Raw genomic sequence first — 22,263 nt, 5'->3', positions numbered from 1 at the left:
CGCCGCCTTCGTTGTCGCCGCCGCTTTCGTTATCGCCGCCGCCTTCGTTATCGTCGCCGCCTTCGTTGTCGCCGCCGCCTTCGTTATCGTCGCCGCTTTCGTTATCGTCGCCGCCTTCGTTGTCGCCGCCGCTTTCGTTATCGCCGCCGCCTTCGTTGTCGCCGCCGCTTTCGTTATCGCCGCCGCCTTCGTTATCGTCGCCGCCTTCGTTGTCGCCACCGCTCTCGCTATCGCCCCCGTCTTCGCTATCGCCACCGCCGTCTTGGGCGTAAGCTGCACTTGGCGTCACAAAAGACAGCACGGCGACAGCAGGTACTCCGGAAAGCACAATCACACTTGCAGTTGTCATCATTAACTTGGACAGAACACTCATTTTAATTCTCCTGTAAAAAAATGACTTACGCAGTGGCACCATCCTAGGGTTGGCTTCTCTTCACCGTTGTGAAAGGCAGGAAACGCGTCGAACTCAGCAGGAAATGGCTAAAATTGAGGTCAAAATGTGGCAAAAATGTGCCCGATTCAACTTAAGGAATGGAGTTGAAGCGCGGCTCAATTTTTGGGCGAAAATGGGGAAGGGGCTTTGCTGAGTCGCATTCCTGCAAATCCTCTAGGCTTGTGGGCCTGGCAGGGGGCTGCGGAAGATCCCACGCTCAAAGCCTGGATCGATGGAAGCAGTTGACCCTCCAAAACACCGCGCGTAATGCAGGGCCCATGGAAAAGCAAAAGAAGCCCTCTCGTCAGCAAGTCTATACCCTTCTGGTCCAGATCGGCCGCAAGGACGGCGACGGGCTGCCGGACGGTGCGACGGGGGCGGCACTGATCTGCTACGCCAGCGGCGTGGACGAAGCCGAGGCCGTGCGCGAGACGGTGGCTATTCTGAAGCAGGCCGACACCGCGCCTTTGGATGTCACCGGCTACGGGACCCTGGCCGAGCGTGAGGCACAGGGACATGACATCGAACCTGACGAACGTGCCCTGATGCAGCGTGCCCTGGATGAAAACGCCGTGATCGTCGCGCAGATGACACCGTTCTTCGGAGACGAGGCGCCGGCCTAGTTCCGCATACCGAACCACTTGCGATAGATTTCGTCATAAGTACCGTCTTCACGCAACGAAAGCAGGGCCTGGTTGACATCCTCGACCAGAGGCGACCCGGTCGGGAAAGCGATGCCATAGTTCTCGCGCAGGAAGACGCCGCCTGTCATCGACGCCGTTCGCCGGCCTTCATGGGCCGCATAGTAAGACAGGATCGGCGCGTCGAATACGACAGCATCCAGTTGTTTGGACTGGAACGCATCCAGCATCTGCTCCAGCCCGGGATAGCCGGTGAATTCAATATCACGCCGGTTCAGAAAACTTGCCGCGGTCGAGTCCGAGATTGTCCCGACATTTTTGCCATACAGGTCATTCACCGAATTCACGCTGCCCGAGATCGCATCCACCGTCATGACCGAGGTGATGCGGGCCGTGAAAACGGACACGATGAACAGTGACGAAACAACCAGAATGACACCCAGAAGCCGGCCGAAAGGCGTGCGCGGCATCCTCTCTTCGAACCCGCCGTTCACGACAAGGTTCAGCGCCCACCAGAACGAGGGAAACCATGCCTCGTTCAGCTTGCGGTCGAAATAGGGTTGAGCACTGCGCTCAAAGCTCCACATCAACATGCCGCCGCCCAACAGAATGGCGAAGGCCAGGCCGATGGCGATAAAAAGCTCTTTTGAGAGCAGCGCATGCAGCAGCGAAGGCTGGCGCGCGGCTTCCGATGGCACCATGATCTGTAGGCCCGCCTCAAAGATCGGCTGGCTGAAGTCCATTTGCGTTTCCCGCAGCGCAGTGATCGAGATATTGGCGACTGCAAGATCGGCGGACCCATTCTGAACCGCCTCCAGCATATCCGAGAATGAATCCACCCGATTGATGGAATAGTCCCAGTTCAGCGCTTCTGCCAGCGCGGCGAGCAGATCCATCGAAAAGCCGGTTTCCGCACCGTCTTCGACATAGGAAAACGGGGGGCGGGTCACCGTCGTGACCGTGAGGGACTGTGCCATGCTCTGCTGCGCTAGGACGGCGAAAGTCAGGCAGATCAGTGCGTAGAATGCGCGCTTCATTTTCATTCACCTGTTTCGCGGCCCTGTAACGCGATTGCGCGGCTGGCGGCAAGATGGTCGCCGGGTAAACCGCCATGATTTGTCAGGGTATCGCTTTGATATCTGCTCAGTCGGGTGAAATGATATTTTTGCGAATTGGGGTTGGAAAACCGGCCAATTCGTTGAATCTGTGCGCGAACCCGCGAAAGACACCGTTCCAGAGGCCATTGCATGACCGACCCCGTCCAATTGACAGCCGATCTGATCCGTTGCCCATCGGTCACACCAGCCGAGGGCGGCGCGCTCGTTCTGCTGGGATCGAAGCTGGCGGATGCGGGGTTTGAATGCACGCGTGTCGACCGTGGTGGCGTCAGCAACCTGTTCGCACGATGGGGCCAGAAAGGCCATCCGCGCAGTTTCGGGTTCAACGGCCATACTGATGTTGTGCCGGTCGGCGACGAAGCCGCATGGACGATGCCGCCTTTCGGGGCCGAAATACGCGATGGTGTGATGTATGGGCGTGGGGCAACGGATATGAAATCCGGCGTTGCGGCGTTTGCGGCGGCGGCAATCGATTTCGTGCGCGACACCCCGCCTGACGGAGCCATCATCCTGACGATTACCGGCGACGAGGAAGGCGACGCGCTGGATGGCACGACCGCCTTGCTGGATTACATGGACGGCGCCGATGAACATATGTCTGTCTGTGTGGTGGGTGAGCCCACTTGCCCGAACAAGATGGGTGAAATGATGAAGATCGGCCGTCGGGGGTCGATGACCGCATGGTTTACGATCACCGGTGTTCAGGGGCATTCGGCCTATCCGCATCGTGCCAAAAACCCGTTGCCAGCCATGGCGCGGCTGATGGATCGGCTGGCGGGGCACGAACTGGATCAGGGCACGGACCACTTCGATGCTTCGACATTGGCAGTGGTGACAATCGACACCGGGAATGCGGCCACTAACGTAATCCCGGCGCAGTGCAAGGGAACGGTGAATATTCGATTCAATGATCTGCATTCCGGGGCCAGCCTGAGCGACTGGCTGAAGTCGGAAGCAGATCAGGTGGCCGCTCGGTTCGGCGTTGAAATAGATGTCGCAATCAAGATTTCAGGCGAAAGCTTTCTGACCCCGCCGGGGCCCTTGTCGGATCTGGTGGCCAAGGCGGTAGAGGCGGAAACAGGCGCAACGCCCGAGCTTTCGACGACCGGTGGTACGTCGGATGCGCGTTTCATCAAGAACCATTGCCCGGTTGTAGAGTTCGGTCTGGTCGGTCGCACGATGCATCAGGTTGACGAGTGCGTCGAGGTGGCCCAGATCCAGCAACTCAAATCGATTTATAGCCGCATCCTGACCGATTATTTCGCCTGATCCATGCAGCGCACATTGGTGATCATGGTGAAGGAACCTCAACCGGGCCGCGTTAAAACGCGGCTTGGACGAGAAATCGGCATGGTCGCGGCGGCGTGGTGGTTTCGGCACCAGACCCGGTCCCTGATCCGGCGGCTGCGTGATCCCCGTTGGCGAATCGTTTTGGCCGTCTCACCCGATCAGCAGGGTCTGAACAGCCGGGTATGGCCCGCTGACCTGCCGCGCGCCGCGCAGGGGCGTGGGGACCTGGGGGATCGTATGGGGCGGATGCTGCGCGGGATGCCCAAGGGCCCGGTTTGCCTGATCGGTGCGGACATTCCGGGCATTTCGCGCCGCCATATTGCCCGTGCTTTCAACGCATTGGGGTGTTCTCAAATGGTGTTTGGGCCAGCCCCGGATGGTGGCTATTGGCTGGTCGGCGCGCAACGATATGCAGCCTTGCCGGCAAGTCTGTTCCAAAACGTGCGCTGGTCGACAGAACACGCATTGGCTGACACGCTGGCCTCGATTTCTGGCGGTCGGGTGTCATTGCTTGATCAACTGCGCGATGTGGATACGGTTGCCGATCTTGACCCCTGAGGCTTTTTGGTCATGACGCGGTCGCAAACGCGTGCTAGGCCGGACGTATGACTCGCATCCCTACCAAGCAGGAGGTCCTGGACTGGATCTCGGCGAACCCCACTCTGACCTCAAAACGCGATATCGCCAAAGCCTTTGGCATCAAGGGCGCGGATCGGATTGATCTAAAACGTATCCTCAAAGAGCTTGAGGCCGAAGGCCATCTTGAGAAGCGCAAGCGCAGTTACCGCGACCCGGATCGCCTGCCGCCGGTCAGCGTGTTGCAGGTAAAGGCGCCGAATGCCGATGGCGACCTGTTCGCGCGGCCGCTGGAATGGCATGGCGAGGGGGTCGAGCCCATCGTTCTGATCATTGCTCGCGCCAGCGACCCGGCGCTGGGCGAAGGTGATCGCATTCTGGCTCGTCTGACCGTGGTGCATGAGGAAGATCACAATTACGAAGCCCGCCTGATCCGCCGTATCGGAACGAACCCTCGGAAAATCGTGGGTATCTTCCGCAAAGGGGCCGAAGGCGGGCGGATCGTGCCGATCGACAAGGCCGGATCGACCGAATGGCTGGTGGCCGAAGGCGCTGCGCTGGGCGCCAGGGATGGCGAACTGGTCGAGGCCGAGCAAGCCGGGCCGAAAAACCGCATGGGGCTGCCACGCGCGCGTATCGTTGAACGGCTGGGCGACCCTACTGCGCCCAAGGCCGTTTCGTTGATCGCGATCCATCAGCACGGCATCCCGGATGATTTCCCCGACAAGGTGATTGCCGAGGCCGACAAGGCCAAACCTGTCGGCCTGAAAGGCCGCGAGGATCTGCGGGATATGCCTTTGCTGACGATCGATCCCTCGGACGCGCGCGATCATGACGACGCCTGTTATGCCCATGCTGATGACGACCCGAAAAACCCGGGCGGTCATGTGATCTGGGTCGCCATTGCTGATGTCGCCGCCTATGTGCGGCCCGGCACCGCGCTGGACCGCGAGGCGCGCAAGCGCGGCAATTCCAGCTATTTCCCCGACCGCGTCGTGCCGATGCTGCCCGACCGTCTGTCGGGTGATCTGTGTTCGCTGCACGAAGGCGTGCCGCGCGCCTGTATCGCGGTGCGGATGCAAATCGACGCGGATGGCAACAGGATCGGTCACCGGTTCGTGCGCGGTCTGATGCGCTCGGCAGCCTCGTTGAACTATGCCGAGGTGCAAGAGGCCATCGACGGTCATCCGAACGACCGCACTGGGCCGTTGCTGGAGAGCGTTCTGAAACCGCTTTATGCTGCATATGCCGCGCTGAAAAAGGCCCGTGCTGATCGCCAGCCGCTGGAGCTGGACCTGCCGGAGCGCAAGATCGTTCTGAACGACAAGGGCGAGGTCGAAAGCGTGGCCTTCCGTGACCGGCTGGACGCGCACCGGCTGATCGAGGAATTCATGATCCTGGCCAACGTGGCCGCCGCCGAGACGCTGATCGCCAAGCGCAGCCCGCTGCTGTTCCGGGTGCACGAAGAACCCGCGCCCGAAAAACTGGAAAGCCTGCGCGAGACGGCGCAGGCCGCCGGGCTGAATCTGGCCAAGGGGCAGGTGCTCCAGACCCGTCACCTGAACGCGCTGCTGAATGCCGCCGCCGGCACCGAGGATGCCGAGCTGATCAATCTCAGCACCTTGCGGTCGATGGCGCAGGCCTATTACAGCCCGGAAAACTTCGGCCATTTCGGGCTGGCGCTGCGTAATTACGCGCATTTCACCTCGCCCATCCGGCGCTATGCAGACCTGATCGTGCACCGGGCGCTTATCTCGGCCCATGGCTGGGGCAAGGACGGGCTGACCGAGGATGAAATTGCCCGGCTCGAAGAAACGGCCACGCATATTTCGGATACCGAACGCCGCTCGATGATGGCCGAGCGCGATACGACCGACCGCTATCTGGCGGCCTATCTCAGCGAACGTGTGGGCAACGAATTCACCGGGCGGATCAGTGGCATTGCCCGGTTCGGGGCCTTCGTGAAAATGGACGAAACGGGCGCGGATGGCCTGGTGCCGGTGCGGTCTTTGGGGCGCGAATTCTTCCATTTTGATCGAGAGGCCGGAACGCTGATGGGCTCGGATTCCGGGCTGATCATCGCCATCGGCCAGCGGGTCACGGTGAGGCTGACCGAGGCGACACCTGTGACCGGCGGGTTGGAGCTGGAACTGCTGTCCATCGACGATCAGGCCCTGCCGCGCGGGCGCGGGCCCGCCAAGCGGTCGACGCGACGCAAGGCAGCCAGCACCAAGCGCAAGAAGGACAAGATCAAGCGCAAGGTCGAACGCAAGCGCCGTCAAAGGTGATAGGTCAGCGCCCGGGCAATCAGCCAGCCATGGCGGGTTTCATCGATCTGGCTCGGGTCATCGAACAGAATGGCCCGGTTCCCGTCAATTCGGTCCTCGCCCGGAAAGGCCGTGGTGAAATCACCGATCAATCGGCTTTGGCAGTGCACGAATAGTGCGAAATCCGCGGATTTGTGAGCCCCCAGCCGGATCGTTGACCCTTTGGGGGCAAGATAGGCGGGCTGGCCCCAGCGCAGCTCTTCTCGCAATGGATTGGCGGTGGGCAGAGACTCTGCTGTATTCAGTATCAGATCGCGAAGCGCCAGGGCCCCCGCGCGTGCTTGCGGGGGCATGGCTTCAAAGGCCGAGGCGACTGTGGGGTCATCAAAAGGTTTCATGCAATCGGTATCGCCTGTTCCATCCGGTCTACGTAACTGTTCAACAGATTATCTTGTTTGATCCTTCGGGTCAGTGGGGTATCGGCAGGCGTTGCGCGCATGGCGGCGAGCATTGGGCCGAAGCTCATATCTGCTGAAGTCGGTTGATCCGCCAGCAGGAAGCGGGATTGCCACAGATGGGCCGAGATCGCCTCGAGATCGCGTTCGACCCGGTCCAGGCGCTCAGGCAACGAGAACCGGCCGATTCCTTGTGACCTGATTCCTTTCAGAACGGATTTTCGGATCGCATTGGACGCCGGCTTTCGGATCAGGGTCGGAATTCCGGTGAAAAAGGTTTCGCGAAGGATTGGCCAGACCTCGTCATTTCCCCAGCGGTCCAGAACGATGTGGAAATACAGATGCTCTTCGGCCATTCGTACCAGCGCGCGGGATTGCGCTTTTTCCACATCCGAAAGCCCCTGATCGAACTCCGCCCCCTTCTGTTCCAGCCAATCGCGGATCAGATCGCTGTCCGGAATCAACCGCTCTGGCGTCCGCAGCACTGGCAGTTTTTGATGCGGCATCCTGCGGGGGTCAAGCATGTCCGAACGCTGCCAGACCTGACCGGAGTGCTGAAGCATCAAGGCTGTCTTGACGCAGAACGGACTGGCGCTGAACAGTCCGAAGGCGGAAGGATAGGTGAGAAGGGTCAGCATCGCGTGGCTCCGTATATTTGACGTGCCGGATGAGTAAACCGAGCTGATGACAGTTTTTGTCATTAGGGATAGGCTAGGGTTCATCATGTCCCGCACCGCCCGATTGTTCCAACTGATGCAAGCCCTGCGTTCTGGCCCATCGCCCAGAACGTCTGAACAACTGGCGCAGGATCTGGGTGTTTCTGCCAGAACGATACACAGGGATATTGACGCGCTGCGTGGTCTGGGGGCCGTTATCGACGGTGAGGCAGGGTTTGGATTCACCCTGATCGAAGATGCCACTTTGCCGCCATTGGGTTTCACCGATGACGAGCTTGAGGCCCTGGTTCTTGGCCTGCGCGAAGTTCAGGTGATTGGTGACCCGGCCTTGTCAGATGCAGCCAGCGCCGCCCTGCGGAAATTGCAGGGGCGATTGCCACAGCGTCAGTCCCATCGGCTGAGCCACGCGGTTCTGGCGGCAACGCGGTTCAATCGCCCGCCCGCGCCAACAATCGACGTGGCCATTTTGCGGCAGGCGACGTGGGACGAACGCGCGATCGAGTTCTCGTATACGGACGCAAAGGGCGGTGCCACACAAAGACGGGTCAACCCGCTGAGCATCGTCTATATGGATCGATCAAATGTGTTGCTCGGCTGGTGCCATCTGAGACAGGATTTTCGCGTCTTCCGGTTGGATCGCATGCAGGACATGTCCGTGACAGATCAAAGCTTTAGACCTTACCGGGTGCCCATGCTGCGCGAAGTTTTGGCGCAAATCCGCGCAGCGCGCGACGCGCAAGAACGCGATGAGGACGCCTGAGACTTTGTGATTCGCCGATTTTGCGCTACCCTGAGGTCGAGCAGTAATCAGGAAAAATCGGAATGCAAAAATGCGTAGGCGGCGTCATGACCGTCGCATTGTGGGCATCCATGGTGCAGGCGGACATATCAGAAAATACGACTTGGCCAGACAGTGCAGTGTCCGGCAAAACGATACAGCTGGCCTCGGCGGATGTGGCGGTTTCGATCCGTCCGGTCCCGCGCCCGACGGTTGAGGCTTTGCGGGTGTCCGCGGCCGTGACCGCACGGTTTCAGGCCTGGCTCGGCGCGTTTCACGAGCGCGCGAAGCTGCAGGGTATATCGGAAAGAACATTGAACAGGGTGTTCCCGGACATGATCTTTGACGAGGACATCCTGAAACGAGACCGCAATCAGGCTGAATTTTCGAAACCGATCTGGGCGTATCTGGATTCCGCCGTCTCGGACACGCGCGTTTCCAATGGTCGTGCCGCGATGCAACGACATCGGCAGGTGTTGCAGCAAATCGAGGCGGTATATGGCGTAGAAAAGGAAGTGGTCACGGCGATCTGGGGGTTGGAAACATCATTCGGCTCTTATCGTGGCAGCAACCGGACGCTGAGTTCCTTGGCGACGCTGGCCTTTGATGCACGGCGGGCGCAGTTCTTTGAAACGCAGTTGATCGCCGCGCTGAGGATCGTGCAGGCAGGCGATGTCAGCGCCAAAAACATGCTGGGCAGCTGGGCAGGTGCGATGGGGCACACGCAATTCATGCCAACTTCGTATCTGGATCACGCAGTTGATTTCGATGGCGATGGTCGGCGAGACATCTGGTCGGATGATCCGACGGATGCGCTGGCCTCGGCCGCGTCCTATCTGGCGCGACACGGTTGGAAAAAGGGGCAGCCCTGGGGCGTCGAGGTGCGCTTGCCCGAAGGGTTCGACTATGCCACCGCCAAACGGGACTTCACCCTGCTGCCGTCAGATTGGGCGGCGCGTGGCGTGGTGGGGCGTGACGGCAAACCGGTCCTGGATCACGGGCAAGCCGCAATCCTTTTGCCCACCGGGAGGCATGGCGTGGCGCTGATGATTTTCGACAATTTCAGCGTGATCGAGGCCTATAACGGGGCCGATGCTTACGTGATCGGTATCGGACACCTGTCCGACCGGCTTGCGGGTGGCGCACCGTTTCAGTCCGACTGGCCCCGAGGGGAGCGGGCGCTAAGCTTCACCGAGAAGAAAGAACTGCAAACCCGCCTGACAAATGCGGGGTTCGATACAAAGGGTATCGATGGGCGTACAGGGCCGAATACCATCAATGCGGTTCGCGCCTACCAACTGGCGCAGGGCTTGGTGCCGGACGGCTATCCAACTGCGACACTTTTGGAGCGGTTGCGGTGAACGATAAGAGGCGACCCAGACGGGCCGCCCCTTAATAGAACCTTTTTCTGATCTCAGGATGCGGCTTTCATCAGTCCCTGAGCGATGATTTCCGCCTGTGCTTCGTCCAGAGATTTGTAAATCCGCACGAACATCTCGTCGATATCTGCCGGGGTCAGGATCAGCGGCGGCGAGATGATCATGCGGTCGCCCACATGACGCATGATCAGATTGTTGGCAAAGCAACGGTCACGGCAGATATAGCCGACCGTTCCGGGCTCGGACGCGAATTTGGCGCGGCTGGCTTTGTCGGGTGTCAGAGCGATGGAGGCCATCATTCCGACGATCTTCGCCTCACCCACAAGCGGGTGATCGACCAGGGCCTCCCATTTCTGTTTCAGATAGGGGGCGGCAACATCGCGCACATGCTCGACGATCTTCTCTTCTTCCAAAATGCGCAGGTTCTCAAGCGCCACGGCGGCGGCGACGGGGTGGCCGGAATAGGTGTACCCATGGTTGAATTCCGTCCCGCCGATCACTTCGGCGATCTCATCATTCACGATGGACCCGCCGATCGGCGCATAGCCCGAGCTGAGCCCCTTGGCGATGGTCACGATATGCGGTTTGATGCCCACGGTTTGCGATCCGAACCAGTTGCCGGTTCGGCCGAACCCACAGATCACCTCGTCTGCAATCAACAGGATATCGTATTTGTCGCAGATGCGCTGAATTTCCGGCCAGTAGGTATCGGGCGCCACGATCACGCCGCCTGCACCCTGAACCGGCTCGGCGATAAAGGCCGCGACACGGTCCTCGCCCAGCTCCTGTATGGCCTCTTCCAGCTCGCGCGCGCGGGCCAGGCCGAATTCCTCGGGCGACATGTCGCCGCCTTCGGCCCACCAGTTCGGTTGGTTGATGTGGTGAATGTTCGGGATCGGAATGCCGCCCTGCGCATGCATACCTGCCATGCCGCCCAGCGAAGCCGACCCGACAGAAGACCCGTGATACGCGTTTTTCCTGCTGATGATGATATTTTTGTCCGGCTGCCCCTTCTCGGCCCAGTATGTGCGCACGAGGCGGATGTTGGTGTCGTTTGCCTCGGACCCGCCAGCTGCGAAAAAGACATGGTTCAGATCACCTGGTGCCAGTTCGGCGATTTTGGCCGCCAGTGCGATTGCGGGCACATGGGTCGTCTTGAAGAAGGTGTTGTAGTAGGGCAGTTCGCGCATCTGACGCGCCGCGACATCGGCCAGCTCATCGCGGCCATAACCGATATTGACGCACCAAAGACCTGCCATTGCGTCCAGGATTTCCTCACCTTCGCTGTCGGTCAGGTAAACCCCGCTGGCGCGTGTAATCACGCGGGCCCCTTCCTGCCCCAGCGCACCATTGGCCGAGAAAGGATGGATGTGATGCGCCGCATCCAGCGCCTGCAATTCGGCGGTCGGCATATGGTTGGTTATGGTGGACATCGGAGAATCTCCTACAAGAACGCGGTTGCGGATCACAATATGATCAAATTCATCGCTGTCAATCGAATCAGGCTGAGTTAAGCGGAAGTCAGGGCGTCCGACATCAATTCCATGCCTTGTTCGATGTCCTGAGCCGTTGCCTTTGCCGCTTTTTCGGCGTCGCCTTCGCGCAAGGCGGAAATGATATCCTTGTGTCGATCCGGCAGGCTTTGAGTCCCGAATCGACCACACACGACACGCAGCGAAGGGCCGAACCGCAACCAAAGCCTTTCGGCGAGATCACTGAGAATCGGTGCGTTTGCATGAGAGTACAGCGTTTCGTGGAACGCCTGGTTCAGACGCAGATATCCGCCCACATCCCCGTCGGCGATCATACGGTCCAAATGCGTATCAAGCCGCTCAAGATGATCGATATCCTCGGCCTGCAAATTCGACGTCGCGCGCCTTGAAAGCTCTGATTCTATTGAGGTTCTTGCAAAGATCATTTCCTGGATATCGCCCGGGGACAGCAGCGGCACACTTACACGCCGATTGCCTTGGAACACCAATGCCCCGTCCGAGATCAACCGGCGGATGGCTTCGCGCACCGGTGTCATGCCAACACCCAGCGAATCAGTCAGGCCCTGGATCGTGACAGGCTGGCCCGGAACCAATTCGCCGAACAGGATCTGTGATCTGAGCGTTTGATAAACCTGCTCATGCGCGGGCTGTTTCCCTTTGTCGACTATCGACGCAGATGCCTTATTTTTGATCAAATCCAATCGGTTCTTCCCATTTCGACTAACCCTGACTTGTCAGGTGACAGACCTCGTGAAACCATACGCTGGATCGAGGGAAAACGCAAAACTTGATCAAATCCAAAAAAACGGGAAAATAGCCGTACACTTGCAGGGAGAAGAATATGACAATCAAAACGCTGACCATGACAGCGGTCATCGCATTGGGGACTTCGGCGGCATTCGCCGAAGAGGTGCGTGTTTATAACTGGTCCGACTATATCGACGAAGAATTGCTAAGCAAATTCGAGGAAGAAACCGGTCTGACCCTGATTTACGATGTGTTCGACAGCAATGAGGTTTTGGAAACCAAGATGCTGGCCGGTGGTTCGGGATACGATTTGGTGGTGCCGTCGGGCACATTCCTGCAACGCCAGATTCAGGCGGGCGCGTTTCAGGAACTGGACATGGCCAAGTTGCCGAATGCGGAAAATTTGTGGGACGTGATTCAGAAGCGTACCGCAGGATATGATCCGAACAATGCCTACTCTATCAACTACATGTGGGGAACGACGGGCATCGGCGTGAACGTCGACAAGGTCAGGGAAGTCTTGGGTGACGACGTGGCCCTGAACAGCATGGATTTGGTTCTGAAGCCAGAAAATATGGAAAAGCTGGCCTCGTGTGGCGTTCACTTACTTGATGCGCCAGCCGAAATGATACCGATGACCTTGCAGTACATCGGTGAAGACCCCGACAGCCATGACCCGGAAGTGATCAAGAAGGTCGAAGACGTTCTGACAAGCGTTCGCCCCTACATCCAGAAGTTTCACAGTTCGGAATACATCAACGCGCTGGCCAATGGCGATATTTGCGTAGCCGTGGGTTGGTCCGGTGATATTTTGCAGGCGCGGGACCGCGCGGCCGAAGCCGACAACGGTGTGAACATCGAATACCACCCGTTCGCAGAAGGGTCGTTGATGTGGTTCGACCAGATGGCAATTCCTGCCGACGCGCCGAATCCGGAAGGTGCGCACAAGTTCCTGAATTTCATTCTGGATGCCAACAACATGGCTGCTGCGTCCAACTACGTATACTACGCCAACGGCAACAAGGCGTCTCAGGAGTTTCTTGAGGAAGACGTGATCGGCGATCCGGCAATTTATCCGGATGAAGCCACGATGCAGAACCTGTACATCACGACTCCGTACCCCGCGAAAACACAGCGGGTCGTGACCCGTCTTTGGACCAAGATCAAGTCAGGCACCTGATCCGGTCAAAAGCGCGGGGCGGTCTGGCGATCGCCCCGCCGCACTATTGTCCAAACTGACCATGCGGGGGCTGCTTTGAGTTCTGACGTTTTTGCGCCGTGGAATGACCCACAGGCGAAACCCTTGATCCAGTTCCAGAACGTGACCAAGCGCTTTGGCGAGTTCACGGCGATCGACAACCTGTCTCTGGATATTTTCGAACGTGAGTTTTTTGCCCTGCTAGGCCCTTCTGGGTGCGGCAAAACAACGATGATGCGGATGCTGGCCGGGTTCGAGACCCCGACCGAAGGCCATATCCTGCTGGGCGGGCAGGATATTGACCCCATCCCGCCGAACAAACGGGCCGTGAACATGATGTTCCAGTCCTATGCCCTGTTCCCGCATCTGAGTGTCTGGGAAAACATCGCTTTCGGTCTGCGCCGAGACAACATGCCCAAGCACGATCTGGAAGATCGGGTCGAAGAGATGCTGCGCCTGACCCGGCTGGAACAGTTCGCCCGTCGCAAACCGCATCAGATCTCGGGCGGTCAGAGGCAGCGCGTCGCGCTGGCGCGCTCGTTGGCCAAAGCGCCCAAGCTTCTGCTGCTGGATGAACCGCTGGGCGCGTTGGACAAGAAGCTGCGTCAGGATACCCAGTTCGAATTGATGGATATCCAGGAAAAGACCGGCACCACCTTTGTCATCGTCACTCATGATCAGGAAGAGGCGATGACAGTCGCCACCCGCGTCGCGGTGATGGATCAAGGCCAGTTAAAGCAAGTGGCCACCCCGGATCGCATCTATGAAAACCCTGAATCTGTTTATGTCGCTGACTTCATCGGAGATGTGAACATAATCGAAGGCCGCGCGACTCCATCCGGAGAGGACGCCTATCAGATCGATTGGGCCGAAGGTCAGGCCCCGTTCACGGCATCTTCGCCTGCCGGTTTCTCAGACGGCCAGCCCTGCCATCTGGCGATCCGCCCCGAGAAAGTGACAATCTCTGCCGAACGGCCCGTCGATGCGGTCAACGCCGTGCAGGGCAAGGTTCACGACATTGCCTATCTGGGCAATCTGTCCACCTATCACGTTGAATTGGCAAACGGCACAATCATCAAGGCGCAGACGGCCAACACCCGCCGCATCTCGCGCCGTTCTTTCACCTGGGAAGACCCGGTCTGGCTGTCCTGGACAGCCACGGCTGCGGTTCTGTTGGCCAACTGATGCGCCGCGCCGTTCTGATCGCCATTCCTTACGTCTGGCTGTTGGCACTGTTTCTGGTGCCGTTCTTCATCGTTCTGAAGATTTCGCTGTCGGATACCGCGCTTGCCATCCCGCCTTATGCTCCGACTTTGGACCTGTCTGCCGGTTGGGCGGGGATAAAGGAGTTTTTCAGCCAGCTTGATCTGGAGAATTATGTCTGGCTGACCGAGGACGACCTGTATTGGAAAGCCTACCTGTCCAGCGTCAAGATCGCTTTGATTTCGACCTTCCTGACACTGCTGGTGGGCTATCCCATTGCCTACGGCATGGCCCGCGCGCCTCAGGAATGGCGACCGACACTGATGATGCTGGTCATCCTGCCCTTCTGGACTTCGTTCCTGATCCGGGTTTACGCTTGGATGGGCATTCTGTCGAACGAAGGGTACCTCAACCAGATCTTGCTGTGGACCGGTATCATCTCGACGCCGCTGACGATCCTGAACACGTCAACTGCCGTCTATATCGGCATCGTCTACACCTATCTGCCTTTCATGATCCTGCCGATCTATTCTGCGTTGGAGCGGTTGGACGGATCATTGATCGAAGCGGCCGAGGATCTGGGGTGTTCGCGTTTGCAGGCCTTCTGGCTGGTAACCATCCCGCTATCCAAACCCGGCATCATTGCAGGGTGTTTCCTGGTGATGATCCCTGTGATCGGTGAATTCGTGATCCCATCCCTTCTGGGTGGTTCCGGTACGCTGATGATCGGCAAGGTTCTGTGGGAAGAGTTCTTTTCGAACCGTGACTGGCCGGTGGCAAGTGCGGTGGCCATTGTGCTGCTGCTGATCCTTGTCATTCCCATCGTGCTGTTCCAGCGCAACCAGCAGAAACAGGCGGAGGCCGAGGGATGAACAGATTGAGCTGGTTCAACACGGTTTCGCTGACGCTGGGTTTTGCGTTTCTGTACATCCCGATGATCATCCTGATCGTCTTCAGCTTCAACGAAAGCAAGCTGGTCACGGTCTGGGCCGGGTTTTCGACGAAATGGTACGGAGAGCTGCTGCGGAACGAAGCGTTCCTTGATGCCGCCTGGGTCACGATCCGGGTCGCGGTCTTTTCGTCGACGCTGGCGACAATTCTTGGAACGGCCGCCGCTTATGTACTGGTCCGCAGCGGGCGTTTCTTTGGCCGGACACTGTTTTCCGGCATGATCTATGCACCGCTGGTCATGCCCGAAGTGATCACCGGCCTGTCGCTGCTTTTGCTGTTTATTGGCATCGGCCTGGATCGGGGTATTCTGACCATCGTTCTGGCGCATACGACCTTTTCGATGTGTTTCGTTTCCGTTGTCGTATCCTCGCGCCTCATCACCTTTGACCGGTCGCTGGAAGAGGCTGCGCTGGACCTTGGGTGTTCGCCCGCGCAAGCCTTCCGTCTTGTTACCCTGCCGATCATCGCACCTGCGGTAATCTCGGGCTGGTTGCTGGCCTTCACCTTGTCACTTGATGATCTGGTGATTGCATCCTTCACTTCGGGGCCGTCGGCGACGACATTGCCGATCAAGATATTCTCGGCTGTGCGCCTTGGTGTCAGCCCGGAAATCAACGCGTTGTCGACGATCATGATCGCTGTGGTGACGGTCGGGGTAATCACGGCCTCGCTTGTGACCAAACGCGCGATGGTACGTCAGCAGCAGGACGAAATGGCCGCAGCGCGCACCGAATGAAGCGGATTTTTCCAGACTACGCCTATGGCAGCGAACCTCGCGACGGCTGTTGGTGGGACGAAACTGTTGCCAGCCCGGATTGGCCGAACTTCCAGGGCGACATGCATGTGGATGTGGCCATTATTGGCGGTGGATTTACAGGCGTTTCGGCTGCTCTGCATTTGGCTGAAGATGCTTCGGTTGCGGTGTTCGAAGCCGGCGCACCGGGGTGGGGTGCCTCGGGCCGAAATGGCGGGTTTTGCTGTCTTGGCGGCTCAAAACTTGGCCACGCATCCATGCAGCGCCGATTTGGCCGCGATGCTGCTTTGGACTATGCGGCAGCGGAACAGGAAGCGGTCCGACTGGTCGCTGATCTGTTGGCACAGCATCAGATCGATGCGGATACCCACTCCAGCGGGGAAACCCAGCTGGCGCATTCCAGGCGGGCGATGGACATGCTGCGCCGCAATGCCGACGAGGCGGGAACCCTGCACGAAGCCAGAGACCTGCCCGCGAAGGGCATAGGTGGCGCGTTTCATGGTGGATACACTTCGCCGGTTGGTTTCGGGTTGAATCCCCGCAAATACCTGTTCGGGATTGCCCGAGCCGCCGAAGCAATGGGCGCGCATCTGTTCCGGAATTCCCCAGTTCTGAGCGTTGAAAAAACGGCGTCCGGCTTTGTGTTGCAAACGCAGAGCGGGCCAGTCAAAGCGCAGGTGGTGTTGGTGTGTACCAACGGCTACTCCAGCGAGGATATCCCGGCCTGGATGTGCGGACGATACATGCCTGCCCAGTCGACCGTCATGGTAACGCGACCCCTTGGCCAAACCGAACAGATGGCACAGGGATGGACATCGGATCAGATGTGCTATGATACGCGCAATCTGTTGCACTATTTCCGCCTGATGCCGGACGGGCGCTTTCTGTTTGGTATGAGGGGCGGCCTGCGGTCATCGGCCGAGGCTGAAGCAGCCATTCGGCGAAAGGTTCAGCAGGATTTCAAACATATGTTTCCTGCTTGGTCGACGGTCGAGGTCACTCATATCTGGTCCGGTTTGGTGTGCCTGTCGCGGGCCCTGACACCTTTTGTCGGCCCCGTTCCGGATCAACCGGGGATGTTCGCCGGTTTTGCATATCACGGCAACGGCGTCGCCATGGGCACGTATTGCGGTCGAGCATTGGCGCGGTTGGTTCTGGGGCAGGACTCCGGGCTGCCGGTCGTGATGACGCAAACACCGGGTCGGTTTCCTTTGGGTCGCTGGCGCCGTGTGCTCATGCCGCCAGCCTACGCCATGCTGGCACTGGCCGACCTGCGATGAGGCGGGGTGTTACAGAATTGCGGTTTCCAAGTTCAAACCTGTCGCGTAATCGGGCGCACCATTTTCAGCGCGCCAGAGGCAATACGTCGCCATGCGCCACGCATACCATGGCCTGAGCTGTTCATAGCGCGCGACGATTTCGGGCCTGCTGTAGGCCGAAAGAAACTGGTCTTCCTCTTTCTTCGACAGCGGTGAGCCTCGGTAAAGCTGCTGCATAGCAGGCGACAAAAACAGCGCAAGGTCTTCGCAGGGATCGCCCTGGGCCGGGCATTGCCAGTCGATCAAGGTCAGACCACCGGTCGCCACCAGGATATTGCCTGCCACGGGGTCGCCATGGATCAGGCACGTCTGTTGCGTGGGTGCGACCGAATTTGAAGGTTGCAAATCAGCGAGTTCGTCGCGCCCGTTTGACGTGCAGCCTTGCAGAATTCTTTTTCCATGAGCGCGCAAGTCTGCGCTGCCATTGCATCCGGCTGGCGCCTGGACGGCAATGGGCAGGGTATGAAGCTTGCGCAGCAAGGCGCCAACCTGGGCTGAATCCTGCCGCCAGGGGGCTCCGGGGGCGTGGTCGTAAAACACCCAACGGGCTTCTTTGTATTGCCCTGTGGCCCGCAGCCTTGGCACGAAGCCCGTGGTGCCAAGCGCCTTCAGACATTGGGCCTCCAACTCTGCATCATTGCGAAACAAAGGATTGCGCAACGCTGTGCTGTAGAGTTTCAGGACTTTGTCACTGTCGCGGCCCTTGACCTTCCACACCCTGTTGGTGCGCCCGCCGTACAAGGTCTCGAACCGGGGATGCGCGTTGACCAATCCTTGCGCGTGGAGATGGTCAACCAGATCACGAGGGGGGGCAGGCAGGTCGGGCAGAGGTTCCATCACTTCTTATGGCGAGTCGATTTGCCAAGGTTTGGCCCGTCCCGCCCGACAGATCAAGCACCAGTTCGGACTGCGGTGACCTGAGTTGCGGGAACCACCTGACCGCCCTGCAAGGTCAGCAAAACAGCATCGTCGCCAACCTGTGCTTCGACGACGCGATTGTAGGCGGCGACAGGTTTTTCGGAGAGCAACTTGTCGCCCTTGTAGCTTTCCAGAGTTGCGGTGTAGTTGCCTGATGCCAATGGATTGCCTGAGGAATCCACTCCGGCCCAAACAAACTCCTCAGTTGTCGTGGGCACGGTGACATTATCGATCACCGTGCCGTCACTGTCGCGGATCACCAATTTCGTCGCGTCCGCATCAGGGTCGGCCTGGGCAAACAATGTCACGGGCTGGCCGGCAAAGTGAAAGGCTGATGTCGAACGGACGTCCATGCCCACCCAGCTTGCAAGCTCGTTCAGTTTTGTGCCGCCCAATGCGTTGGCCAGGTTGGACAAGAGGTCATTGGTCTGGACTTGTTGCTCGACCATCGAGAACTGCGCCAACTGAGACGCATATTCGGTCGAATCCATCGGCTCCAGCGGATCCTGATTCTTTGCCTGCGCCGTTAGCATCAGCAAGAAAGTCTCAAAGTCGGACGTAATCGCGGATTTCTGAGATGCCCCGGCCTTTTGTTGATCCGCAAAGGGCTGCGCGGTGTTGACAGGCGTAATCATTGGTCAAAACCTCATGTCGATGCCTTGGCCCGAGGCCAGATACTGTGTTTGGGAAGTTGTGTGATCGATCCGTTCATGCGGCGCAGCTTCAGAATGTGAAGGGGATTGTGTGTCAGCGTCGTTTGCATCCTTTTGATGTGCGCTAGAACCCCAAGAGGTTCCCAGGTCAAAGCTCAGATCCCCATAACCCAGCTTCTGAAACTCTTCTGTCAGAACGGACAAATGACGCCGCATTAATTCGAGGGTTTCCGGGCGCTCGGTCGCAATGGTGATTTGCAGGCCGTCCTCCCGACCGTTCAGAACAATCGACACACGCCCAAGCTCTTCCGGATTCAGCGCTATTTCCGTTGCTCCTGATCCGATACGAGTCTGGACAGCTGCTGACAGCTGACCAGCAATCGACCGGGCGATTTCCGTTCGGGCAGCAGTGGACGGAACCGTAATTTGAGGCGCGGACTCACGCGAGGTCAGCGGCAAAGGTTCCTCTCTGGCGGCCGGCAGGGCCTCAGCTTCGATAACGGGTGCCACGGGTTCGGCTTCAACGGCAGTTGCCATCAGCTGAAGCTGCGCCACCGAGGGCGCCCGGTCAGGCGCTGACGGTTTGGGCGTCGGAATGTTCACTTCGGGCAACGGCTTCTTTTCAGGGTCCAGCGGAAAGGGGACGGCCCCCGTTTGTTCGACCGTGCCTGTGGGCTTTGCAAGCTGATCAAACATCTGGCCGATTTCGGTCATGGCTGTCACTTGCACAGGTTGGGACGTCGGACCCAGCGCCTTCTGCGAGAGCGCCGGAACCGGGGAAGGCGTGTCGCTTTGTGTGGGCAAACCTTTTGGTACTGATACCGGTGGTTGTTTCAGTGTTTCCGAGGGTACTTGATTTACCTCCGCCAACTGAACCGGCACCACCTTTACCTCGTCCAGGTCCGGGGTTTCCAGGAATGCAGAAGGGGGTTGCTGTTCGCCGATGTGTTCTGAAATCGGGGTGGGATGGGCCGTTTCAGATGCCTCGGCCGTTGTCTCCGGCACAGGTTCGGGCTCTGATTCGACAATTTTCAGCTCGGCATTGATGGCAGCGTTTTCGCCTTCAGGGCGGCCGGTGGCACCAACCTCTTGCCCGAGGATATCCTGAAAGCTCTCCGAGCCAGTGTTTTGGCCCGGAGCCTTACGAGATGTGACGGCTTTCTCGGTTGTGGTCGGCGTTGCGTTCGCCAGCGTTAGGGGGTTGGGCATTTTGCTCCGGCTCCGTGTGACTGGTCGGAACACTGCCTGTAGGAAGTTACGTTTATTTTAACCGCTTTCACCTTTGATCGAGAAAGTTCGAAGCAAATTCGGAGAATGCCATGAAGGTTTCCACCCTTCCTCACGTATCTCAATTACAGTCACCCCAGACCCGGCTGAAAAACGCCGCCATAGAGCTGGAGGCCGCGTTTCTGGCCGAAACGCTGAAATCTGCCGGGTTGGGAAAGACCCGTCAGTCCTTTGGCGGTGGCGCCGGTGAGGATCAGTTTTCTTCGATGCTTGTTCAACATCAGGCGCAGCAACTGGCCCGGTCCGGCGGCGTGGGCCTTTCCGAAATTCTGTTCAAGTCACTGATGGAGAAAACCGATGACTTCTAAGGCCGATAAAGCGTTGATCAAGTCTTTGGAAGAAGTCCTGGATTTGGAACGTGCAGCACTTGTGCAGGGGGATCTGGACCGTTTGTCCAGCATGGTGCCTGAAAAAGAAAAGCTGATCGGGGCAATCAATGATCTTCAGGTGCTGGAAAGTGAGGCACTGATTCGCGTTCAACAGAAAGCCGAGCGCAATCAGGCGCTGCTGAACAGCGCGGCTGAAGGCATCCGGGCGGTCGCCAGCCGAATGGCTGAATTGCGGCGCGTTCGGCAGGAATTCAGCACCTATGGTGCAGACGGACAGCGAAGTGAATTCGCGGTGCGCAGCACGGCAAAGCTGGAAAAGCGGGCATAGGCAGAAGTTTGATTCAAATCCGAAATTTCTGGGCCGGGCGCTTTAGCACTCCGTTAGGGGATCGAGTTCAAAAGTGGTGTTGCACCTGAGATCAACAGGTGGCGCGAACGGCCACGCGGCGCGTCGCACAGGTCAGAAAGACACCAATGCCCGCAAATAGTGCGGGGTGAACATGGGCAAAATGGCCCGAACGAAAAGGATGAAAGCTATGTCCAGCATTCTGACAAACAATGGCGCGATGGTTGCGCTGCAAACTCTCAAGTCGGTCAACAAAAACCTGGCGATGACCCAGAACGCGATCTCGACCGGCAAGGATGTCGCAACGGCCAAGGACAACTCGGCAGTATGGGCGATTTCCAAAGTGATGGAGTCGGACGTCAAAGGTTTCAACGCCATCAAGGACAGCCTCGCGCTTGGCGAATCGACCGTCGCCGTTGCCCGGAATGCCGCAGAAACCGTCACTGATCTGCTGACCCAGATGAAAGGCAAGATCGTCGCCGCGCAGGAAGACAACGTTGATCGAGGCAAAATCAATGATGATGTGACTGCTCTGAAAGATCAGATTGCGTCCGTTGTCAGCGCAGCGCAGTTCAATGGCCTGAACCTGGTTGACGGCTCTGCTGGTTCCGCTTCGGTTCTGGCGTCGTTGGATCGTGACAATACCGGGGCCGTGACCGCATCGTCGATCACCGTTGCAGGGCAGAACCTGTCAACCGGCGGTTATGTCACCAAGCAGGTTTTTGACGGTTCGACCGGCGCATCGGCAGGCAACGATCGCGTCGGCGCAACCATCGACAACGGCGCGACTGCTGCGACCGCGCTGGTCACCGACGAATCCAGCGGTGTATTTGCCGCCGGCGACAAGGTTGTCGTCGCGATCAACGATCAGGTCGTGTCCTATACCGTGTCTGCCGAAGACGCCGCCGCGACAACAACCGGTGATCTGGTTGCCGTTGGATTGAAATCGAAGATTGAAGAGCTTGGGATTACCGGTCTGACCGTCGACTATGACTCGGGTACAGCAGGAACCCTGTCCATCACCAACGGTACGGGCTCTGACATTTCATTCTCGGCTCAATTCGTGAACGCCGGCGCAGGTGGTCTTGGCGCGCTGGCCGGCATTGATGTCTCGACCGGTGCGGGTGCGACCGCTGCCCTGGCCGCCGTTGAATCGCTGATCGATACTTCGATCGATGCATCAGCTGCTTTCGGTTCCTCCCAAGGTCGGATCGAAACTCAGAAAGAGTTCATCTCGAACCTGTCCGACTCGTTCAAGTCAGGTATCGGGTCTCTGGTCGACGCGGACATGGAAGAGACTTCGGCGCGGCTACAGGCGCTTCAGGTTCAGCAACAGTTGGCAACACAGTCGCTTTCGATCGCCAATCAGGCACCGCAGTCGATTCTGTCGCTGTTCCGCTAATTCGCGAAATCGGTTGGGGCGCGTTCTTCGCGCCCCATCAATGACTGCC

At 58.6% G+C, this 22,263-nt stretch carries 23 protein-coding genes; 14 read left to right on the top strand and 9 right to left on the bottom strand.

Translation table 11 applies throughout. From position 1 onward, the window contains the following. The coding region (locus GS611_RS18360) for a hypothetical protein (protein WP_171637854.1) at positions 1–373 on the bottom strand (373 nt) is incomplete at its 3' end. Between the two features lie 338 nt (positions 374–711). Here GS611_RS18360 and GS611_RS18355 point away from each other — a divergent pair. After that, positions 712–1,056: a hypothetical protein gene (locus GS611_RS18355; protein ID WP_171637852.1), complete on the top strand. Its 345-nt coding sequence runs from the start codon at positions 712–714 to the stop codon at positions 1,054–1,056. Here the strand turns inward: GS611_RS18355 and GS611_RS18350 are convergent. Beyond that, the gene (locus GS611_RS18350) at positions 1,053–2,111 is read right to left on the bottom strand and encodes a transporter substrate-binding domain-containing protein (RefSeq protein WP_171637850.1); all 1,059 of its coding nucleotides are present in this window, start codon (positions 2,109–2,111) and stop codon (positions 1,053–1,055) included. The two genes, GS611_RS18355 and GS611_RS18350, sit on opposite strands and share 4 nt — an antisense overlap. Positions 2,112–2,321: 210 nt before the next feature. On the opposite strand from GS611_RS18350, the gene dapE reads away from it, so the two are divergent. The 3 genes from dapE to rnr are packed head-to-tail and all read left to right on the top strand — an operon-like array spanning position 2,322 to position 6,346. Next, entirely contained in the window at positions 2,322–3,461 is a 1,140-nt protein-coding gene (dapE, locus tag GS611_RS18345; RefSeq protein ID WP_171637848.1) for a succinyl-diaminopimelate desuccinylase, read from the top strand. A 3-nt stretch (positions 3,462–3,464) separates the two neighbouring features. Further along, on the top strand, positions 3,465–4,040 hold the full coding sequence (locus tag GS611_RS18340; protein WP_171637845.1) for a TIGR04282 family arsenosugar biosynthesis glycosyltransferase: 576 nt from the start codon (positions 3,465–3,467) through the stop codon (positions 4,038–4,040). A 47-nt stretch (positions 4,041–4,087) separates the two neighbouring features. Further along, positions 4,088–6,346, top strand: coding sequence for a ribonuclease R (gene rnr, locus GS611_RS18335; protein ID WP_171637843.1), 2,259 nt, complete (start codon positions 4,088–4,090; stop codon positions 6,344–6,346). Here rnr and GS611_RS18330 read toward each other — a convergent pair. Both GS611_RS18330 and GS611_RS18325 read right to left on the bottom strand, forming a co-directional pair. Further along, positions 6,337–6,723, bottom strand: a complete 387-nt coding sequence (locus tag GS611_RS18330) for a DUF1801 domain-containing protein (RefSeq protein ID WP_171637841.1) — start codon at positions 6,721–6,723, stop codon at positions 6,337–6,339. The genes rnr and GS611_RS18330 overlap by 10 nt on opposite strands. Then, complete coding sequence (locus tag GS611_RS18325) at positions 6,720–7,418, bottom strand: glutathione S-transferase family protein (RefSeq protein ID WP_171637839.1); 699 nt, start codon at positions 7,416–7,418, stop codon at positions 6,720–6,722. The genes GS611_RS18330 and GS611_RS18325 overlap by 4 nt, the downstream gene beginning before the upstream one ends. Before the next feature lie 85 nt (positions 7,419–7,503). On the opposite strand from GS611_RS18325, the gene GS611_RS18320 reads away from it, so the two are divergent. Together GS611_RS18320 and GS611_RS18315 are read left to right on the top strand one after the other, a co-directional pair. Then, on the top strand, positions 7,504–8,217 hold the full coding sequence (locus GS611_RS18320; RefSeq protein ID WP_171637837.1) for a YafY family protein: 714 nt from the start codon (positions 7,504–7,506) through the stop codon (positions 8,215–8,217). A gap of 62 nt (positions 8,218–8,279) precedes the next feature. Further along, positions 8,280–9,596 (top strand): lytic murein transglycosylase, encoded by a 1,317-nt coding sequence (locus GS611_RS18315; RefSeq protein ID WP_171637835.1) that lies wholly within the window; start codon positions 8,280–8,282, stop codon positions 9,594–9,596. Between the two features lie 53 nt (positions 9,597–9,649). On the opposite strand, the gene GS611_RS18310 is transcribed toward GS611_RS18315, so the two are convergent. Next, positions 9,650–11,047, bottom strand: coding sequence for an aspartate aminotransferase family protein (locus tag GS611_RS18310; RefSeq protein WP_171637833.1), 1,398 nt, complete (start codon positions 11,045–11,047; stop codon positions 9,650–9,652). 77 nt (positions 11,048–11,124) lie between these two features. Next, on the bottom strand, positions 11,125–11,808 hold the full coding sequence (locus GS611_RS18305; protein WP_171637831.1) for a GntR family transcriptional regulator: 684 nt from the start codon (positions 11,806–11,808) through the stop codon (positions 11,125–11,127). A 140-nt stretch (positions 11,809–11,948) separates the two neighbouring features. Between GS611_RS18305 and GS611_RS18300 the strand changes: the two genes are divergently transcribed. From GS611_RS18300 to GS611_RS18280, 5 genes are all read left to right on the top strand, one after another. Continuing rightward, positions 11,949–13,034, top strand: coding sequence for a polyamine ABC transporter substrate-binding protein (locus GS611_RS18300; protein ID WP_171637829.1), 1,086 nt, complete (start codon positions 11,949–11,951; stop codon positions 13,032–13,034). A gap of 75 nt (positions 13,035–13,109) precedes the next feature. Continuing rightward, positions 13,110–14,237: an ABC transporter ATP-binding protein gene (locus GS611_RS18295; protein WP_171205253.1), complete on the top strand. Its 1,128-nt coding sequence runs from the start codon at positions 13,110–13,112 to the stop codon at positions 14,235–14,237. Then, entirely contained in the window at positions 14,237–15,127 is an 891-nt protein-coding gene (locus GS611_RS18290) for an ABC transporter permease subunit (RefSeq protein WP_171637827.1), read from the top strand. Before GS611_RS18295 ends, GS611_RS18290 begins: the two co-directional genes overlap by 1 nt. Then, positions 15,124–15,942 carry an ABC transporter permease gene (locus GS611_RS18285; RefSeq protein ID WP_152459300.1) on the top strand — a complete coding sequence of 273 codons (819 nt, stop codon included), beginning with the start codon at positions 15,124–15,126 and terminating at the stop codon, positions 15,940–15,942. The genes GS611_RS18290 and GS611_RS18285 overlap by 4 nt, the downstream gene beginning before the upstream one ends. Beyond that, complete coding sequence (locus GS611_RS18280; protein ID WP_171637825.1) at positions 15,939–17,240, top strand: FAD-binding oxidoreductase; 1,302 nt, start codon at positions 15,939–15,941, stop codon at positions 17,238–17,240. The genes GS611_RS18285 and GS611_RS18280 overlap by 4 nt, the downstream gene beginning before the upstream one ends. Positions 17,241–17,249: 9 nt before the next feature. Here GS611_RS18280 and GS611_RS18275 read toward each other — a convergent pair whose 3' ends face one another. From GS611_RS18275 to GS611_RS18265, 3 genes are read right to left on the bottom strand one after another with little or no spacing between them, the layout of a single operon-like run. After that, positions 17,250–18,116 carry an aminoglycoside phosphotransferase family protein gene (locus GS611_RS18275; protein ID WP_171637823.1) on the bottom strand — a complete coding sequence of 289 codons (867 nt, stop codon included), beginning with the start codon at positions 18,114–18,116 and terminating at the stop codon, positions 17,250–17,252. Between the two features lie 53 nt (positions 18,117–18,169). Beyond that, positions 18,170–18,832 (bottom strand): flagellar hook capping FlgD N-terminal domain-containing protein, encoded by a 663-nt coding sequence (locus tag GS611_RS18270; protein WP_171637821.1) that lies wholly within the window; start codon positions 18,830–18,832, stop codon positions 18,170–18,172. 3 nt (positions 18,833–18,835) lie between these two features. Further along, the gene (locus GS611_RS18265) at positions 18,836–20,059 is read right to left on the bottom strand and encodes a flagellar hook-length control protein FliK (RefSeq protein WP_171637819.1); all 1,224 of its coding nucleotides are present in this window, start codon (positions 20,057–20,059) and stop codon (positions 18,836–18,838) included. Between the two features lie 110 nt (positions 20,060–20,169). Here GS611_RS18265 and GS611_RS18260 point away from each other — a divergent pair, with 110 nt between their 5' ends. The 3 genes from GS611_RS18260 (at position 20,170) to GS611_RS18250 (ending at position 22,214) form a co-directional block, all read left to right on the top strand. Continuing rightward, positions 20,170–20,445, top strand: a complete 276-nt coding sequence (locus GS611_RS18260) for a rod-binding protein (protein WP_171637817.1) — start codon at positions 20,170–20,172, stop codon at positions 20,443–20,445. After that, positions 20,435–20,794, top strand: coding sequence for a flagellar biosynthesis protein FlgN (locus GS611_RS18255; protein WP_152459294.1), 360 nt, complete (start codon positions 20,435–20,437; stop codon positions 20,792–20,794). The genes GS611_RS18260 and GS611_RS18255 overlap by 11 nt, the downstream gene beginning before the upstream one ends. A gap of 208 nt (positions 20,795–21,002) precedes the next feature. Then, a complete protein-coding gene (locus GS611_RS18250) occupies positions 21,003–22,214 on the top strand; it encodes a flagellin (RefSeq protein ID WP_171637815.1) in 1,212 nt (403 codons plus the stop codon). Positions 22,215–22,263: the final 49 nt, after the last annotated feature.

The organism is Ruegeria sp. HKCCD6119, assembly GCF_013110585.1.
Taxonomy (GTDB): domain Bacteria; phylum Pseudomonadota; class Alphaproteobacteria; order Rhodobacterales; family Rhodobacteraceae; genus Ruegeria.
Note: the sequence above shows the minus strand (reverse complement) of the source record. Positions and strands in the feature narration are given on the sequence as shown.

Excerpts from the sequence above, each read along its gene's own strand:
- GS611_RS18355 (WP_171637852.1), top strand. The coding sequence starts at position 712 with ATGGAAAAGCAAAAGAAGCCCTCTCGTCAGCAAGTCTATACCCTTCTG.
- GS611_RS18350 (WP_171637850.1), bottom strand. The coding sequence starts at position 2,111 with ATGAAGCGCGCATTCTACGCACTGATCTGCCTGACTTTCGCCGTCCTA.
- dapE (WP_171637848.1), top strand. The coding sequence starts at position 2,322 with ATGACCGACCCCGTCCAATTGACAGCCGATCTGATCCGTTGCCCATCG.
- GS611_RS18340 (WP_171637845.1), top strand. The coding sequence starts at position 3,465 with ATGCAGCGCACATTGGTGATCATGGTGAAGGAACCTCAACCGGGCCGC.
- rnr (WP_171637843.1), top strand. The coding sequence starts at position 4,088 with ATGACTCGCATCCCTACCAAGCAGGAGGTCCTGGACTGGATCTCGGCG.
- GS611_RS18330 (WP_171637841.1), bottom strand. The coding sequence starts at position 6,723 with ATGAAACCTTTTGATGACCCCACAGTCGCCTCGGCCTTTGAAGCCATG.
- GS611_RS18325 (WP_171637839.1), bottom strand. The coding sequence starts at position 7,418 with ATGCTGACCCTTCTCACCTATCCTTCCGCCTTCGGACTGTTCAGCGCC.
- GS611_RS18320 (WP_171637837.1), top strand. The coding sequence starts at position 7,504 with ATGTCCCGCACCGCCCGATTGTTCCAACTGATGCAAGCCCTGCGTTCT.
- GS611_RS18315 (WP_171637835.1), top strand. The coding sequence starts at position 8,280 with ATGCAAAAATGCGTAGGCGGCGTCATGACCGTCGCATTGTGGGCATCC.
- GS611_RS18310 (WP_171637833.1), bottom strand. The coding sequence starts at position 11,047 with ATGTCCACCATAACCAACCATATGCCGACCGCCGAATTGCAGGCGCTG.
- GS611_RS18300 (WP_171637829.1), top strand. The coding sequence starts at position 11,949 with ATGACAATCAAAACGCTGACCATGACAGCGGTCATCGCATTGGGGACT.
- GS611_RS18290 (WP_171637827.1), top strand. The coding sequence starts at position 14,237 with ATGCGCCGCGCCGTTCTGATCGCCATTCCTTACGTCTGGCTGTTGGCA.
- GS611_RS18285 (WP_152459300.1), top strand. The coding sequence starts at position 15,124 with ATGAACAGATTGAGCTGGTTCAACACGGTTTCGCTGACGCTGGGTTTT.
- GS611_RS18280 (WP_171637825.1), top strand. The coding sequence starts at position 15,939 with ATGAAGCGGATTTTTCCAGACTACGCCTATGGCAGCGAACCTCGCGAC.
- GS611_RS18275 (WP_171637823.1), bottom strand. The coding sequence starts at position 18,116 with ATGGAACCTCTGCCCGACCTGCCTGCCCCCCCTCGTGATCTGGTTGAC.
- GS611_RS18270 (WP_171637821.1), bottom strand. The coding sequence starts at position 18,832 with ATGATTACGCCTGTCAACACCGCGCAGCCCTTTGCGGATCAACAAAAG.
- GS611_RS18265 (WP_171637819.1), bottom strand. The coding sequence starts at position 20,059 with ATGCCCAACCCCCTAACGCTGGCGAACGCAACGCCGACCACAACCGAG.
- GS611_RS18260 (WP_171637817.1), top strand. The coding sequence starts at position 20,170 with ATGAAGGTTTCCACCCTTCCTCACGTATCTCAATTACAGTCACCCCAG.
- GS611_RS18255 (WP_152459294.1), top strand. The coding sequence starts at position 20,435 with ATGACTTCTAAGGCCGATAAAGCGTTGATCAAGTCTTTGGAAGAAGTC.
- GS611_RS18250 (WP_171637815.1), top strand. The coding sequence starts at position 21,003 with ATGTCCAGCATTCTGACAAACAATGGCGCGATGGTTGCGCTGCAAACT.